Here is a 14798-nt window from a genome sequence, read left to right on the forward strand (position 1 = left end):
GTAGCAAGAACCGCCCGTTCCCAAATAGCCATTGTTTGAGATTGCCAAACGGGTGCTCCACGATGGATCTGCGTCGCTCCATCATCTCTGGATGCAGTTGCATCCGCTGTGCCATACGCTCAAAGGCCTCCTCTTGTGCGTGACGCGAGACATAGCGGCGCTTGGCCGTCGTGCATTGGGCTTTCAGCGCACACCCGGCACAGTCGGTGATTGCCGCTTGGTAGATCCGGTCGCCCTTGTGACGCTGCTTCAACGTCAGCCACTGGCCTGCCGGACACTGGTACCGATCCTGCTCAGTGTCGTAGGTAAAGTCCTTGCGCTCGAATAATGTCTCTCCGCCTGGGTTCGAGGTTCGGTTTGGCGGCACGTAAGCGGTAATGGAGGCTTCCTCGCAAGCTTGGAACTGCTGGCCATTTGAGTACCCCATATCGGCTATCACGGTCAGCGCTTGCTGCCCCAGCTCAGCCTTGGCAGCTTTAGCCATGGGTTCAAGCTGCTTGCGGTCGTCACCCTCTTGCGTCACCTCGTGGTGCAAAATCAGACAGTACTCTGCATCCACGGCTGTTTGCACGTTATAGGCAACACGTGCCCCCTTTGGCGTACGCATCATTCGTGCATCGCTTTCGTGCGTGTTGAATTGCTCCAGCCCCATCGATTTCATCAAGGCCTGGCAAGTGCGGTTGTCTTGCTGCTTGGCCTCAAGCTTCACCAAGGCCGCTTTGATCGCGGTGCGATCTACCACTTGCTCGCCCTCAGACTTGTCAGCAGCATCCAGATCAGCCAGGTATTGGGCGATCCGCTTATCCAGCTTCTCGTCCTGACGCTTGAGTTGATTCAAGCTCAACTGGCGCCGCGAGGAGGCGACCGCCTGAAACTTGCTCCCGTCGATGGCAACCAGGTCACCAGCAATCAAACCGGCAGCTCGGCAGAACTGCACAAAGGCCCGGCACGACGTAACGAAAGCGACTTTGTTGTTCTTACGGAAGTCAGCGATGGTCTTGAAGTCCGGTTTGAGTCGATTGATCAACCACATCACTTCGATGTTGCGCTGGCACTCGGTTTCCAGGCGCCGCGATGAACGAATGCGCTGAAAATAGCTATAGAGGTAGAGCTTGAGCTGATCGGCGGGGTCGTAGGCTGGGCGCCCAGTGGCCTTCGGCCGGGCCCTTTCGAAGCCCAGTTAGCCCAGATCGAGCCTGGCGACATACAGGTCGATGACCCGTACGAGGTGATCTTCCGGGATCAGTTCCTCCAGCGAGACCGGGAACAGGCTGGTCTGGCTGCGAGACTCTCCTTGTATGTAGGCCATAACGAAAAATGCTCCGTACCTTCCGATACGGAGCATTCTCTTAAAGGGCCGGGCAGATTGCTAGGTTTTCACACAGTCTGATTTAAGGGGCTTGTGTTTCACCGGGCTACGATCTTCGCAGACGCCCAAAAACCACTTGGCAGCTATCAGGCCTTAGGAGCGACGGCAATTGGAGGCCGAGGCGGATCGTCAGCGCCGAGACGTTTGCTCGTACAATCCCTACAAAATACGTATTGAATCTCCTGCTGCGTCGAAGTCAGCTTTGCAACGCATCACCAAGACAGCAAGACCATCGCCTTGGCCAGAAACAGGATGCCAAGCACGTGAACCAGCACGCTGAGGTGGATCCGCCGTGATCGCAGCGCCGTCATACGCCCCGTTCGCATCAGGTAAACCACATAGCTGAATTGGCCGAGAATACTCAGGGCCAGGACGATTTTCAGCGCCAGCAAGGTGCCAAAGCTGCTGGCCAAAGGATCGTGCAGCACCGCTCGATACTGCCATGCCAACCCCAGGCCTGCGCCGTATAGCGCCAGCACGACCCAGTGCATGACACGGCGAGCCCGTAAGCCCAAAGCCTTCGACAGGTGCTCGCGAGGCGCCTGATCCATCTGGCGGACTGCATGGTTGAGGATCATCACCTCGAAGAACACGCCGCCAATGAAGAAAGCCGCCGCCGTCAAATGGATGAACTTCAACAACAGATAATTCATACCTTCTCCATCAGCCTGGATGCCTCTCTGGATCACCCTCCGGAATGAGCAGCCTCCGGCTCGATCACGCTGATGTTGCGATTACGCACGGCATCGGCAATGCGCGCCATTGGGCCTTGCAGCATCGCCTTGACCTCAGCGCTGGCACCGATGCGCTCCAGGGCAAGATCCATACACCGTAGCCATTGATCGCGCTCGCGCGAACCGATGGCATAGGGCTGGTGCGGTTTGGTCATGCACACCGTTCCATGACGTAGCAGATACAAGGGTGGTCCGCCCATCCAGCCGGACAGATATTCGTACAGTTTTTCTTTGATGGGCCCGAGATCGCTGCCGTGCATGCGGCGAATATCTGCGACCTCTGGCTGAGTGTCCATGATTGCGTAAAACGCCTCGCACAGCGCGCGCACGCCGGCTGCGCCACCGAGCAGTTGATAGGGATTGGTCATGTTGCGCGCCTTCGAATGGGTCTCGCACGGATAGTAACGTGGCGATAGGCGCGCCTTTTGATATAGGTCATGTTCTTGAATCAATCGTGGCAGGCCAACTGTGGAGTGATTTGCCCAAGGCATGTGAAGACTTGGAGTCGAGCCGGGCTTAAGCCCGAAGGAGCGATAGGCAAAGTAGCTTTAGCTCTGCAGCCCAACAAGTAACAAAGGCGATGCCGATCACCAGGCTGATGCGGCCATCTCGAAGGAGGTGTTTTAACTCACTGCGCGTTAGGCCTGCCTTATGATCAAAGTAATTGTGGATTGCCTCGACCATGATCGCACTTGGCTCGCCCTCTACTGGTAGGTGCTGAAGGTGGATGGTGATACGAAGCCGGCTGTCCGACGAAAATTCCGCCGCCCAAGTCTCAATGAACGCTTCAGCTTCACGATCGAGATCCTTGTTAAGAAAAGGTGTCGGATCCATCGAGTTGAACAACTGCCCAAGCTCGCGTACCCGCAGTTGAAGGTGATGCACTGGCTTTTTTCTCATGGCACTTACCGATTGTCATGCATTGGCAGTTTCGAGTTGCGCCACTCGCTTTCGCAGCGCCTCACTCCTTACGCAGCGCTCTGACCGCCGCTAGCATCACCGTCAAACCCTGGCTCCAATTTATCTGCAGCCTGCCGGTGAACAGCCGGCGAGGATGACCTGTATCTAAGAAAGCTGAGTTTAGTTCCGTCGAAATAAACCGACTCAGAGCGATTGCACTCACGGAATCATGACCATAGCAACACCTGCTTACCGCGAGACCGCTTTACTGACCCAGCGTACCGAAAAACCCACTTACTTGATTGAAGTCAACTCTGCGACTGCCTGGATATCTACACTGGAACAACTAGGGACTAACAGGCCCGTGGAGCACGTCATGTACTGGTTCCGTCATCACTACCGCAATCTTTTGCGACTCACCCTCGGGGTGTGGGTGTTGGCTGTGATCGTGATGGTATTTCACGGCTGCCTGGTACAGTCGGAGCACAGCCTGAGTGCAACGCACGAGTCGCCTTCCACGCTGCAACAGGTGGATGAACATGCACTGCATGCCAGTGGCTGCCTTAAGCATTGTGCCGATACTGCAAAGGCGATCAGTCCCACATCGCAGATCCCGACACTGGATTTCGCCAGTTTGGCGCTTGCCTTGCTGTTACCTGCGATGATGCTGCTCAACCCCGCTCAAACAATCACCTTCGCTGCACTCGTACTGAAGCGCCCCGCTCCATCAGGGCCTCCAGCCCGCCTGATATTCGTCCGCTTCAACGATTAATCCGACTTCAGGGCGGTCACACGGTGGCCGCCCTGCTTCATCGCGCCGATTAGGCGCCGCCTAGTAATTCCTACTTGTCCCTAAATACCCGGAGTTCACCATGCAAACACAATTGAAATTGGTTCTTGCCGCTATTTTAGCCAGCAGCATATTCATGGCTTATGCCGAAGATGAGCATCATCCCGCCGACGCACCTAGCGACGCACCTGCCAGCGCAACGGCTGCAAGCACACCGTCCGAGTCAGCGATGAACAAAGCAATGAGCGAGCAAATGCAGAAAATGCAGGCGGCTCATGACAAAGCTGCCGCTGCGAAGACGCCAGCCGAACGGCAAGCAGCTATGCAAGAGGGCATGAAAACGATGAAGGACAGCTTGGCTATGATGAGTAAGCAGCAGGGTGCTGCGGGCTGTATGGGCTCAGGCATGGGGATGTCTGGCTCCAAAGACGGCATGGGTATGAGCAAAGGAATGATGGACATGATGATGAAGATGATGGATCAGCAGTCGTCGATGACGGATATGCCCATGAGCAAGTGATCATGACGATAGCGTTTTAGACATATCGGCGGTTTCGCGTTAGCCAGTATGGCCTGGCTAAAACCGCCGTAGATTGAATTTACACGACGTATCACTAGATAGCGCTCCTTCAGGAGTACAAAAACATGATGAACTCATCGCATTCAGCTAACACCTCTCCAACATTTTTGAGGAGCAAACCCGGTATAGCGCTGGGCATACTGCTGGTGATCGCGCTGTTCTACCTGGCCAGAGAACATTACGGTCATATGCTGGGCCTACTGCCTTATATGATTTTGCTGTTGTGCCCACTGATGCATATTTTCGGGCACCACCATGCTGGTCACAGTCATCACGGAGAAACCTCAGACTCAACCAAGGATGCGAACAGGAGTTAGCTCATGCATACCCCTGAGCTTCGTCAAGAACTAGACCCAATGCAAAAGCCTGAACGCCAATCCACCGGTTCCCATGACCCGGTCTGTGGTATGGCCGTCAGTAACGATAGCCAGTTCAGTACGCAATATCAGGGGCAAACCTACCGGTTCTGCAGCCAGAAATGCCAAACGACTTTCAGTGTAGAGCCCGAGCGCTATCGAACATCCCGGAGTGAGATTGAACAAGTCCATCAGGCACCAGCAGTGCCGTCGATGGTTGCCACTGAATACACCTGCCCCATGCATCCGGAAATTCGCCAGATCGGCCCCGGCGTCTGTCCTAAGTGCGGCATGACCTTAGAGCCGGTGGTTCCCGAATTGGAGGAAGAAGAGAACCCGGAACTCAAGAACTTCACCCGGCGCTTCTGGTGGACATTGCCTCTGACCCTGATCGTTACCGCGCTGGCCATGGGCGGCCATGTCCTGATGCTGTTTCACGGCCCCACGCAAAATTGGGTCGAGCTGGGATTAGCGACTCCTGTGGTGCTGTGGTGCTGTGGGCTGGTTGGCCGTTTTATGTGCGCGGCGTGCGCTCGGTGATTCAGCGAAGTCCGAACATGTGGACGCTGATCGGGCTTGGCACGGCGGCGGCCTTCCTTTACAGCGTTGTGGCGACCCTGGCCCCCGATGTATTCCCCAGCAACTTCCTGATGGACGGCCGTATCGGCGTCTACTTCGAAGCGGCGGCTGTGATCATCTCACTCACCCTCCTCGGCCAGATGCTTGAACTCAAGGCGCGCTCGCAAACCTCGGCCGCCATCAAGTCGCTGCTTGGACTGGCCCCCAAAACTGCACGACGGATCAATGCCGACGGTACGGAAGAAGACATCCCCCTGACGCACGTACACAGCGGCGACACGTTACGTGTGCGACCAGGCGAGAAAGTGCCTGTCGACGGTCAGGTGCTACAAGGCGAAAGCGCTGTGGACGAGTCGATGCTCACTGGCGAACCGATACCGATCATGAAGAGGGCCGGTGACACGCTGATCGGCGCCACTCTCAACATCCATGGCAGTTTGGTAATGCAGGCGCAGAAAATAGGATCGGCCACCCTGCTCGCACAGATAGTGCAGATGGTTGTTCAGGCCCAACGCTCAAAGGCTCCGATGCAACGCTTGGCTGATGTAATCGCCGGCTACTTCGTGATCGTGGTGATAACCATCGCGGCACTGACTTTCCTAGGTTGGGGGCTATGGGGGCCTGAGCCAAGCTGGGTATTTGGCCTGATCAACGCTGTCGCAGTGATGATCATCGCCTGTCCCTGCGCCCTTGGCCTGGCGACACCCATGTCGATCATGGTCGCCACCGGCAAGGCCGCTGGCAGCGGCGTCTTGTTCCGTGATGCCGCTGCCATCGAAAATCTGCGCAATATAGACACCTTGATTGTCGACAAGACGGGCACTCTCACTGAAGGGCGGCCAGCGTTCCACAGCGTCGAGGCTGTACCTGGATTTACTCAGGATGAAGTGCTGCGCCTGGCTGCGAGTCTTGATCAGGGCAGCGAGCACCCGTTGGCCCGCGCCATCGTCGAGCAGGCACGCGCCGCAGGTCTGACACTGAGCCCACCAGAAACCTTCGAGTCGGCTTCCGGTATCGGAGTAAGCGGTCAAGTCGAGGGCCGTCGTCTGAAGCTGGGCAATACGGCGCTGATGCAAGAGGCTGGTGTCACCACCGAGAGCTTGCAAACGCAGGCTGAGAAGCTACGCGGCGATGGCACGAGCATCATGTACTTAGCTGTCAATGGCGCCCTGGCAGGTTTGCTGGCTGTAGCCGACCCCATCAAACCCACCTCGAAGCTGGCGGTCGAGCGCCAGAAGGCGGATGGCGTCAAGGTCATCATGGCCACTGGCGACGGCCTTACCACTGCGCGGTCGGTCGCTCTGCGGCTGAGTATCGAGGAGGTACATGGAGAGGTCAAACCGCAAGACAAAGAACGTCTGGTCGCGTCTCTGCAACAAGCCGGACACCGCGTGGCGATGGCCGGCGACGGCATTAATGATGCCCCTGCGCTGGCTCGCGCTGATGTCGGTATCGCCATGGGCACTGGCACTGACGTAGCGATGAACAGCGCTCAGGTCACCTTGGTCAAAGGCGATCTGCTCGGTATCCTGCGTGCACGCAGCCTGTCAGTGGCAACGGTGAGAAATATGCACCAGAACCTGACCTTCGCCTTCCTGTACAACGCTATGGGTATCCCACTGGCCGCCGGCTTGCTCTATCCGCTTACCGGTCACCTTCTGTCACCACTAATTGCCGCACTGGCCATGAGCGTGAGCTCGGCGTCGGTGGTATTCAACGCGTTGCGCCTGCGCCAGGCCTCCATTAATTGAGTGAAAACGACCACTTGACCTTGCCATGGCAGCAAGGTTGAAGATCAGCCAACGTCGCAAAAAAGCTGAATGCCTCAACCTTTGCATGATGCATTTTGTTATGAGGAGTCACCGATGAAAACCGTTGAACTGCAAGTCCAAGGCATGAGCTGTGGCTCATGTGTCAAACACGTCACCGAAGCGCTGCGCCCACTTGAAGGCGTCAGTGACATAGCAGTGGATCTACAAGCCGGGCGGGTGAAGGTCAGCGGCGATTCGGACAGCCATACGCTGCTTACAGCCCTGCAGAACGCAGGCTATCCAGCACAGTTGGCGACAGTGGAAAGCGTAGCCAGTAAGAAAGCCTCAGGTTGTGGCGGGAACAGCGGCGGTTGCTGCTGTCGGTAAGCGATATTTTTAAACGGTAATTGACGACTACGTCAGGGCTCACCAGACACGGCCTATCAAAACAAGACAAATCTATCGGTGCTACCCAATCGCAGCGCGACCAAATTGCCGTTGCCAACCTGACGGAAATGTAATCACGCACCGCCTGATGATGTGACATCTTGCTCGCAAAATGGCAGCTGGCACCTACTCACTCAAGCGAGCCATGGCCCTACTGTGGTAGCGGTTTCGTATCTGCCTGAACTCCGACTTACTGGATACCCCTCCATGCACTCCAGAACATCAAGACGCACTTTCGTGAAAGCCTTGGCGGCAGGCGGGGTACTCGCAGGCTTTGGGCTGTGGCGCAGCCCGGTGTGGGCAATTACCAGTCAGGGGCAGCCGAATGTGCCCGCCGGCACTAATTTCGATCTAACTATCGGTGAGATGGGGGTGAACTTCACTGGCACGCCCCGCACCGCCATGACCATCAACGGTAGCCTCCCCGGCCCGATATTACGCTGGCGTGAAGGCGATACGGTGATGTTGCGAGTCAGGAACCGGCTCAAGGAAGACACCTCGATCCATTGGCACGGCATCATTCTGCCGGTGAACATGGATGGCGTACCGGGTCTGAGTTTTCACGGCATCGAACCGGGCGGCCTGTACGTTTATTCATTCAAGGTCAAACAGAACGGCACCTACTGGTATCACAGTCATTCCGGGTTCCAGGAGCAGGTCGGCGTTTACGGCCCCTTGGTCATCGATGCAAAGGATCCCGAACCCTTCAGCTATGACCGCGACTATGTGGTGATGCTGTCCGACTGGACGGATGAAGACCCAGTGCGGGTCATGAAGAAGCTCAAGAAACAATCCAGTTACTACAACCTGCACAAGCGCACCGTCGGCGACTTCATTGATGACGTCAGCAAGAACGGTTGGTCTGCCACGGTCGCGGATCGGAAAATGTGGGCAGAAATGAAAATGAACCCCACGGATCTTGCCGACGTTAGTGGCGCCACCTACACCTACTTACTCAATGGGCAGGCACCCGACAGCAACTGGACAGGAACTTTCAGACCCGGAGAACGGCTACGCCTGAGATTCATCAACGGCTCGGCGATGAGCTACTTTGACGTGCGTATTCCTGGGCTGAAAATGACTGTCGTCGCCGCTGACGGGCAGTACGTGAAACCAGTGAGCGTTGATGAGTTCCGCATCGCCGTGGCCGAAACATTTGATGTGATCGTCGAACCCACCGAAAACGCATACACCTTGTTCGCCCAGTCGATGGATCGCACAGGTTTCGCGAGAGGCTCGTTGGCTGTACATGAAGGGCTCTCGGCCCCTGTGCCGTCCCTGGATCCGCGTCCGCTGATCACGATGAGCGACATGGGCATGGGTGATATGGCCGGCATGGATCATGGCGATATGAATGGTATGACCCAGGACTCGATGCAAGGCATGGAGGGTATGGAGGGTATGGATCACAGCCAAATGGCAGCCGGCGACGACAACAGCATGCAGGGTATGACGGGCATGGACGGTGGATCGATGCAGAGCATGGATCACAGTCAGACGCCAGGCTCGACAGGCACGTCAGGCCATTCGATGCCGGGCATGAGTGGCATGGACTCGATGGAACCCCACCCAGCCTCGGAAGCAAATAACCCACTGGTCGACATGCAGGCGATGAGCCCCACACCGAAACTCAACGATCCTGGCATGGGACTGAGAAACAACGGTCGACGGGTGCTGACCTACTCCGATCTGAAGAGCACCTTCGAAGATCCCGATGGCCGGGAACCCAGCCGCACCATCACCCTGCACCTGACCGGACACATGGAAAAGTTCTCGTGGTCTTTTAACGGCGTCAAATTTGCGGATGCCGAGCCACTTCATCTCAAATATGGAGAGCGCATCCGAGTAGTTCTAGTCAACGACACCATGATGATGCATCCCATTCATCTGCATGGCATGTGGAGTGACCTGGAGGATGAAAACGGTGACTTCATGGTTCGCAAGCACACCATCGACATGCCGCCTGGCACCAAACGCAGCTACCGTGTGACCGCCGATGCTCTGGGGCGATGGGCGTACCACTGCCACCTGATGTACCACATGGAAATGGGCATGTTCCGCGAAGTCCGTGTACAAGAGTAGGAGCCAGACATGAACTTCGAAATAACCGCTAAACCGCTACTCGCCGGCCTTGCCATCCTGGGGATGGGTGTCATGCCGTTTGCGTATGGGCAGACCGAGCCGATGCAAGGTATGGACGGCAAGCAAATGCAGGATATGGATCATTCCCAAATGCAGGGCATGGATGACAGCCAGATGCAGGGTATGAAACCCGCAGCGCCCCAGCAAAGCCGTACACCCATTCCGGCGCTCACCGATGCTGATCGCGCGGCGGTGTTTGAAAGCCATGCAGGCCACCAGATGCACGACAGCTCGATCAACTCATTATTCCTCATCGATCAACTCGAATGGCAAGACGCTGACAAGGGCAGTGCATTACGTTGGGAAGCCAATGGCTGGATTGGCGGTGACACGGATCGACTCTGGCTGCGCACCGAAGGCGAGCGAACCAATGGCGTGACCGAAAGCGCTGAGCTTCACGCACTCTGGGGACACGCCGTGAGTCCCTGGTGGGACGTGGTCAGCGGTGTGCGACAAGACTTCAAACCTGGCGCACCCCAGACATGGGCGGCACTGGGGCTGCAAGGCATGGCGCTCTACGACTTCGAAACTCAAGCCACCGCTTACCTGGGCGAGGCCGGCCAGACCGCGTTGCGGCTCAAGGGCGACTACGACATCTTGCTGACCAACCGTTTGATTCTGCAACCCACGGCTGAAATCAACCTCTATGGCAAAAACGACCCACAACGGGCCACAGGCTCAGGGCTGTCGGACACCGAGGTCGGCCTGAGACTGCGCTATGAAGTACGCCGCGAGTTCGCACCTTACATGGGCGTGACGTGGAACCACTCCTACGGCAAAACTGCGGATTACCGCGTTGAAGAAGGCGAAGACCAGAGCGATACGCGCGTTGTCGTCGGTGTGCGAATGTGGTTCTAAACCTGACCGAAAGATACACCCCACATCCATTCAAACAGTAACACCTCACCCACGGCCCAGGCCGTCAGGAGCCTTGCATGTCATCTTTTAAAGCCCTCGGTGTTGTCGCGGCACTCAGCATCGGTTTGTTGTTGAGCGCTGCCGCCCAGGCGCATCCAAAACTACTGTCCTCTACCCCGGTCGATGGCACCACCGTGGCTACACCGGCAAAAATCGAACTGAATTTCTCGGAAAAGCTCACAACCCAGTTTTCCGGCGCGAAACTTATCATGACCGAAATGCCGGGCATGTCTGCCCACTCTCCCATGGGTGTCAAAGCGAGTGTCGCGGGCAGCGCCGATCCGAAAATGATGGTCATCACCCCGGCAGCGCCGCTCACACCTGGCACATACAAGGTCGAGTGGAGGGCGGTTTCTTCCGATACCCACCCGATCACAGGCACCGTGACCTTTAAAGTCAAGTGATCCATGGACGACTCAATCTACATTAGCCTTCGCTTCGCGCTCTATATCGACCTGATGCTGCTCTTCGGGCTAGCACTGTTTGGCCTCTACAGTCTCAAAGGAAAGGAACGCGCAGACGGTGCCGTATTGAATTTTGGGTCGTTACTGGTGGGAACTGCCCTTACCGGCATACTGCTATCGATGGTGGCCATGCTACACATGGCCAAGACGATGAGCGGTATGTCCAGCGTCATGGAACTGCATCACCACATCCTGCAGATGATGCTGATGGACACTGACGTCGGGTTGACCTGGATGGTTCGAATAGCCTCGTTGACGGTAGCGGTCATAGCCGCGACTCTCAATCGACGGGCCCCGGCATTGAGCCTCTGGCTGGCCACATTGTGCGGGGCCATCGCCCTGGCGACGCTGGCCTGGACAGGACATGGCGCTATGGATGAAGGCAGTCGACGCTACCTGCACTTCACCAGCGATATTGTCCATCTTCTGGGTGCAGGCAGCTGGTTGGGCGCTCTCGCCGCATTCGCGCTGTTATTGCGCTCAACCAACCTCACAGGCGATCTGCAGATACGGTTGCTGGCTCGAACGTTGGCTGGTTTTGAATCTGCGGGGACGATTATCGTTGCAACCCTGGCTATCACCGGGATCATCAACTATCTGATGGTTGTCGGGCCAGCATTCGAGACGCTGGCATCCAGCACGTACGGGGCCCTGCTGTCTTTGAAAGTGTTCTTGTTTGCGGGGATGCTGGTATTTGCGGCGGTGAACCGCTTTCACCTGAGCCCGCTGCTTGAGCGATCCATTCAGGCAGATACTCACACCGTCGCCATCAACGCTTTACGGCGGAGCATGATGCTAGAGCTCTCGGTCGCAGTGGTCATTATGGGTCTGGTTGCCTGGCTCGGCACACTCAGCCCAGAGATGGAGATGTCAGCTGAGTAACCCGTGAAGTAAATGCAGGCAGTGCGTCCCAATTTTCTATGTTGAGCCAGTGCGTCCGTGCTGAGTCGGCTGTAGAAACTACATCAGCTTGTATTGAGGCATCGGTTTTGGCCGCAAACTGCTGCAATACAAATCGTGGAACTTGCCAATATGAAACTCTTGGTAGCTGAAGATGAGCTGAAGACCGGAATTTACCTGCAGCAAGGCCTCACTGAGGCCGGTTTCATTGTTAACCGTGTCATAAACGGAAACGACGCGCTTCAACTTGTTCTGGACAGATCCTATGACCTTCTCATTCTGGATGTGATGATGCCTAGTCTAAATGGTTGGGACGTCCTGAGAGCACAAGCTGGAGGGGTATGCGGAAGAGGTGAATGCCGGCGTTATCTCCAGGACAAAGGCTGAGTGATCTTTCGCGATGAGAAAATGCAGGCGATTTGGATGAGGTCTTATCGATATTGCGCACTCACTTCAATACCATATAGGTGAATCCGTTCGCGCCATTGAGGCCGAGATAGCGAGTCTGCTTGACGTAGTGGACGCTCTTAAAGCAGCAGGGAATGACGAACTGGCGTCGATCGTTTTGACTCAGGTGCATCAGCTTCTTGAGGCAGTGACAGTACTGAGAATTGCTACATCGGGGTGAAAGCCATGCGGATGAGGATCGGCCTGCAAACGGTTATTCAATGAAGAAGCAGACGGACAGTAAGGCAGCGGCGACTGCTGCTGAAATTGAGCGCTCTATCCAGGCCCTGAACAAAATGGCCGAACGCCTTTGGGGTGATGGCCGAGAAGCTGAGGCGAAAGCCCTCATTGATGCCTTGGATGCATTGAACCGGGCGCTGGATCGAATCCGGATTGGTGAGAGTCGCAGGATTCTCCATTGAGGTTACAAATCCGCTGGCGGTGTTGGTCTAGCTGGCCGCGACTTCTGCGGCCAGCCCTTCCAATGGGCCTGTAACGCAGGGATCAGTCGTCGTCGCGCCAGCCTCTGTGGTGTTTGCGCCAACCATAGTGATGGCCATGGTCGTGGTGACGACGACGCCAGCCCTGATCGTCGTCATCATCGTCGTCATAGTCACGACCACGGTAGTGATGACCACTTTCCTCATCATATTCCCGGCCCATGTGGTTGCCCAAGGCACCGCCCACGCCGCCACCGGCTGCCGCGCCGATCAGACTGCCAGTGGTACCGCCCATCTTGCGACCTACCACGTTACCGCCGGCTGCGCCCAGTGCGCCACCAATGGCCGCTTCGCCACGGCTGTGTTTGTTGGCGCCCACCGCACTACCGGCCGCACCACCCACACCTGCGCCGATTGCCGAACCGGTGCTGCCGCCGATCGACTGGCCGACCACCGAGCCCAATACTCCGCCCAATGCGCCGCCTACGCCTGCTTCGGTATTGCTGCCTGCCGACGCAACGCCGCTTAGCAGGCCAAGTGACAACAAGAGAATCGAGGAGTACTTCATTTATAAAAACCTCAAAGTGGTGCCGAGGCGATCCTGAAGCTCTGGACAGAGGCTTACAATTGAAATCCGACGAGTAACACGACTTGGAAAAACTCACTAAGTTGCTGTTTTTTTTACTGAAACTTTAGGAGGTTTCGGCGGTCCTAGGCTAATCGTGACAGGCCTTTTCAGAGATGAAAGAACCCTTTTTTGAGGGGGGGCGAAAATAACCGCTAGCCAGGCTAATGATTGGTGACACGTTAAGCAGAGGCTTCGGCAGGTCGTTCATTTTCACGATGTCGCCTCTAGAATGAGGTCATACCGCTAGCCGATGCTTATCGCTCCGTCACGGTGGTATTTATCGACCGCACTCAGCAGCTCCTCATACTGTTGTTGGGGATTCGTCCTGACTTCCCATCTCAGCAGCAATTCGCGCCAAGCCGATAATGCTTGCCCCCTCATATAGTCGTTCATGATCAGCGCTCATAGCTCGTGTTACGGCAGAGGTCGCGAGATCTCGAAGGGTTCGCCGAAGAGGACGCACGGTATGGGATTTTGCCTTACCTGCAAATAGCCTGGCTGAGTGCCAGATGGCACCGACATAAACCTCTGCTCCAATAAATTGTGACGATTTTATGCCAGCGAAGTCTCAGGTTTAAGGCATGCATGATTTGCATGGGGCCGAAAAAGCAATACCCCTGCATGAGGTGATTGGCATGAATACGAGAGCTACGGTCATTTGTCGCAAAGGCGACCACGTTCTTTACGTCCGCAAGACAAAATCTAAATGGGCACTACCAGGTGGGAAGATCGAGCCAAGTGAAACACCTGCTGAGGCAGCCATGCGAGAGCTTGCTGAGGAAACAGGGTTAGTCACTGATGATTTGGTCCAGCTCGCGCGCTTTGAGTTAGGTGAAACCACCCATTTTGTCTTCTTCACTCAGCTTGGCGCTGGTCAAAAACCAACTCCGAACAATGAAATTGCAGCATGTAAGTGGCACCCCTGGAGAAAATTTCGCGATCTTGAACTAAGCCAAGCTACGAAAGTAGTCGTAAAAGCATTTGCTGGCTTCGGATTGGCGATTTGAGCCTCTACAGGCTGGTTGCAACATTTTGGGCAGATCAGCCCACCCTGCGGAGAGAGAGCCCGCCACTGAGCGGACTTTTCCGTATCTACGACATCCTTTTCACCAATTGCTCACAGAACAAATCGCAGAGTACCCCCTGCTCCACTCAAGAATTCCCATTTGGTCCGCCCGCATGCGAGCCATTTTTTTGGTTCTTCACGGATTGCCGGGAAAGTCGCCCTTGATCTTCATGAAAAAGAATTCGCTGTCCCGGTAGCCGTAGGCCATACGCTTAATCACCTTGATGCGGTTGTTGATCCCCTCCAGTTGACCGGTGTGCATCGGCCAGCGAACCCTGCTCAAAATG

At 56.0% G+C, this 14798-nt stretch carries 15 protein-coding genes and 3 pseudogenes; 12 read left to right on the top strand and 6 right to left on the bottom strand.

What is annotated here, in order from left to right:
- The 4 genes and pseudogenes from ACRESJ_RS00335 to ACRESJ_RS00350 form a co-directional block, all read right to left on the bottom strand.
- Positions 1–1309 (bottom strand): annotated as a pseudogene (locus ACRESJ_RS00335) (IS1182 family transposase); the annotation flags it as partial.
- A 272-nt stretch (positions 1310–1581) separates the two neighbouring features.
- Positions 1582–2022 (bottom strand): CopD family copper resistance protein, encoded by a 441-nt coding sequence (locus ACRESJ_RS00340; protein WP_431756090.1) that lies wholly within the window; start codon positions 2020–2022, stop codon positions 1582–1584.
- 32 nt (positions 2023–2054) lie between these two features.
- On the bottom strand, positions 2055–2471 hold the full coding sequence (locus ACRESJ_RS00345) for a group II truncated hemoglobin (RefSeq protein WP_431756091.1): 417 nt from the start codon (positions 2469–2471) through the stop codon (positions 2055–2057).
- Between the two features lie 148 nt (positions 2472–2619).
- Positions 2620–3003 carry a hypothetical protein gene (locus ACRESJ_RS00350; RefSeq protein WP_431756092.1) on the bottom strand — a complete coding sequence of 128 codons (384 nt, stop codon included), beginning with the start codon at positions 3001–3003 and terminating at the stop codon, positions 2620–2622.
- Between the two features lie 376 nt (positions 3004–3379).
- Between ACRESJ_RS00350 and ACRESJ_RS00355 the strand changes: the two genes are divergently transcribed.
- The 11 genes and pseudogenes from ACRESJ_RS00355 (at position 3380) to ACRESJ_RS00405 (ending at position 12799) form a co-directional block, all read left to right on the top strand.
- Positions 3380–3775 (top strand): hypothetical protein, encoded by a 396-nt coding sequence (locus ACRESJ_RS00355; protein ID WP_431756093.1) that lies wholly within the window; start codon positions 3380–3382, stop codon positions 3773–3775.
- A gap of 100 nt (positions 3776–3875) precedes the next feature.
- Positions 3876–4313 (top strand): hypothetical protein, encoded by a 438-nt coding sequence (locus ACRESJ_RS00360; protein WP_431756094.1) that lies wholly within the window; start codon positions 3876–3878, stop codon positions 4311–4313.
- 128 nt (positions 4314–4441) lie between these two features.
- On the top strand, positions 4442–4690 hold the full coding sequence (locus ACRESJ_RS00365) for a DUF2933 domain-containing protein (RefSeq protein WP_431756101.1): 249 nt from the start codon (positions 4442–4444) through the stop codon (positions 4688–4690).
- A 90-nt stretch (positions 4691–4780) separates the two neighbouring features.
- Positions 4781–7059 (top strand): annotated as a pseudogene (locus ACRESJ_RS00370) (heavy metal translocating P-type ATPase).
- A 114-nt stretch (positions 7060–7173) separates the two neighbouring features.
- Complete coding sequence (locus ACRESJ_RS00375) at positions 7174–7446, top strand: heavy-metal-associated domain-containing protein (RefSeq protein WP_431756095.1); 273 nt, start codon at positions 7174–7176, stop codon at positions 7444–7446.
- Positions 7447–7713: 267 nt separating this feature from the next.
- The gene (locus tag ACRESJ_RS00380; protein ID WP_431756096.1) at positions 7714–9588 is read left to right on the top strand and encodes a copper resistance system multicopper oxidase; all 1875 of its coding nucleotides are present in this window, start codon (positions 7714–7716) and stop codon (positions 9586–9588) included.
- Between the two features lie 63 nt (positions 9589–9651).
- On the top strand, positions 9652–10506 hold the full coding sequence (locus ACRESJ_RS00385; RefSeq protein WP_431756102.1) for a copper resistance protein B: 855 nt from the start codon (positions 9652–9654) through the stop codon (positions 10504–10506).
- 77 nt (positions 10507–10583) lie between these two features.
- Positions 10584–10970 (top strand): copper homeostasis periplasmic binding protein CopC, encoded by a 387-nt coding sequence (copC, locus tag ACRESJ_RS00390; protein WP_431756097.1) that lies wholly within the window; start codon positions 10584–10586, stop codon positions 10968–10970.
- 3 nt (positions 10971–10973) lie between these two features.
- Positions 10974–11912 carry a copper homeostasis membrane protein CopD gene (copD, locus tag ACRESJ_RS00395; RefSeq protein ID WP_431756098.1) on the top strand — a complete coding sequence of 313 codons (939 nt, stop codon included), beginning with the start codon at positions 10974–10976 and terminating at the stop codon, positions 11910–11912.
- A 150-nt stretch (positions 11913–12062) separates the two neighbouring features.
- Positions 12063–12254, top strand: a pseudogene (locus tag ACRESJ_RS00400) (response regulator); the annotation flags it as partial.
- Positions 12255–12598: 344 nt separating this feature from the next.
- Entirely contained in the window at positions 12599–12799 is a 201-nt protein-coding gene (locus tag ACRESJ_RS00405; protein ID WP_431756099.1) for a hypothetical protein, read from the top strand.
- An 82-nt stretch (positions 12800–12881) separates the two neighbouring features.
- Here ACRESJ_RS00405 and ACRESJ_RS00410 read toward each other — a convergent pair whose 3' ends face one another.
- The gene (locus ACRESJ_RS00410; protein ID WP_431756100.1) at positions 12882–13385 is read right to left on the bottom strand and encodes a glycine zipper domain-containing protein; all 504 of its coding nucleotides are present in this window, start codon (positions 13383–13385) and stop codon (positions 12882–12884) included.
- 695 nt (positions 13386–14080) lie between these two features.
- On the opposite strand from ACRESJ_RS00410, the gene ACRESJ_RS00415 reads away from it, so the two are divergent.
- On the top strand, positions 14081–14452 hold the full coding sequence (locus ACRESJ_RS00415; protein WP_431756103.1) for an NUDIX hydrolase: 372 nt from the start codon (positions 14081–14083) through the stop codon (positions 14450–14452).
- A gap of 195 nt (positions 14453–14647) precedes the next feature.
- Here ACRESJ_RS00415 and ACRESJ_RS00420 read toward each other — a convergent pair.
- Positions 14648–14798 (bottom strand): transposase (locus ACRESJ_RS00420; RefSeq protein ID WP_431756104.1); only part of this gene is annotated, 151 nt, incomplete at its 5' end.

Origin of the sequence: Pseudomonas sp. (assembly GCF_050739655.1) — a bacterium.
Lineage (GTDB): Bacteria > Pseudomonadota > Gammaproteobacteria > Pseudomonadales > Pseudomonadaceae > Aquipseudomonas.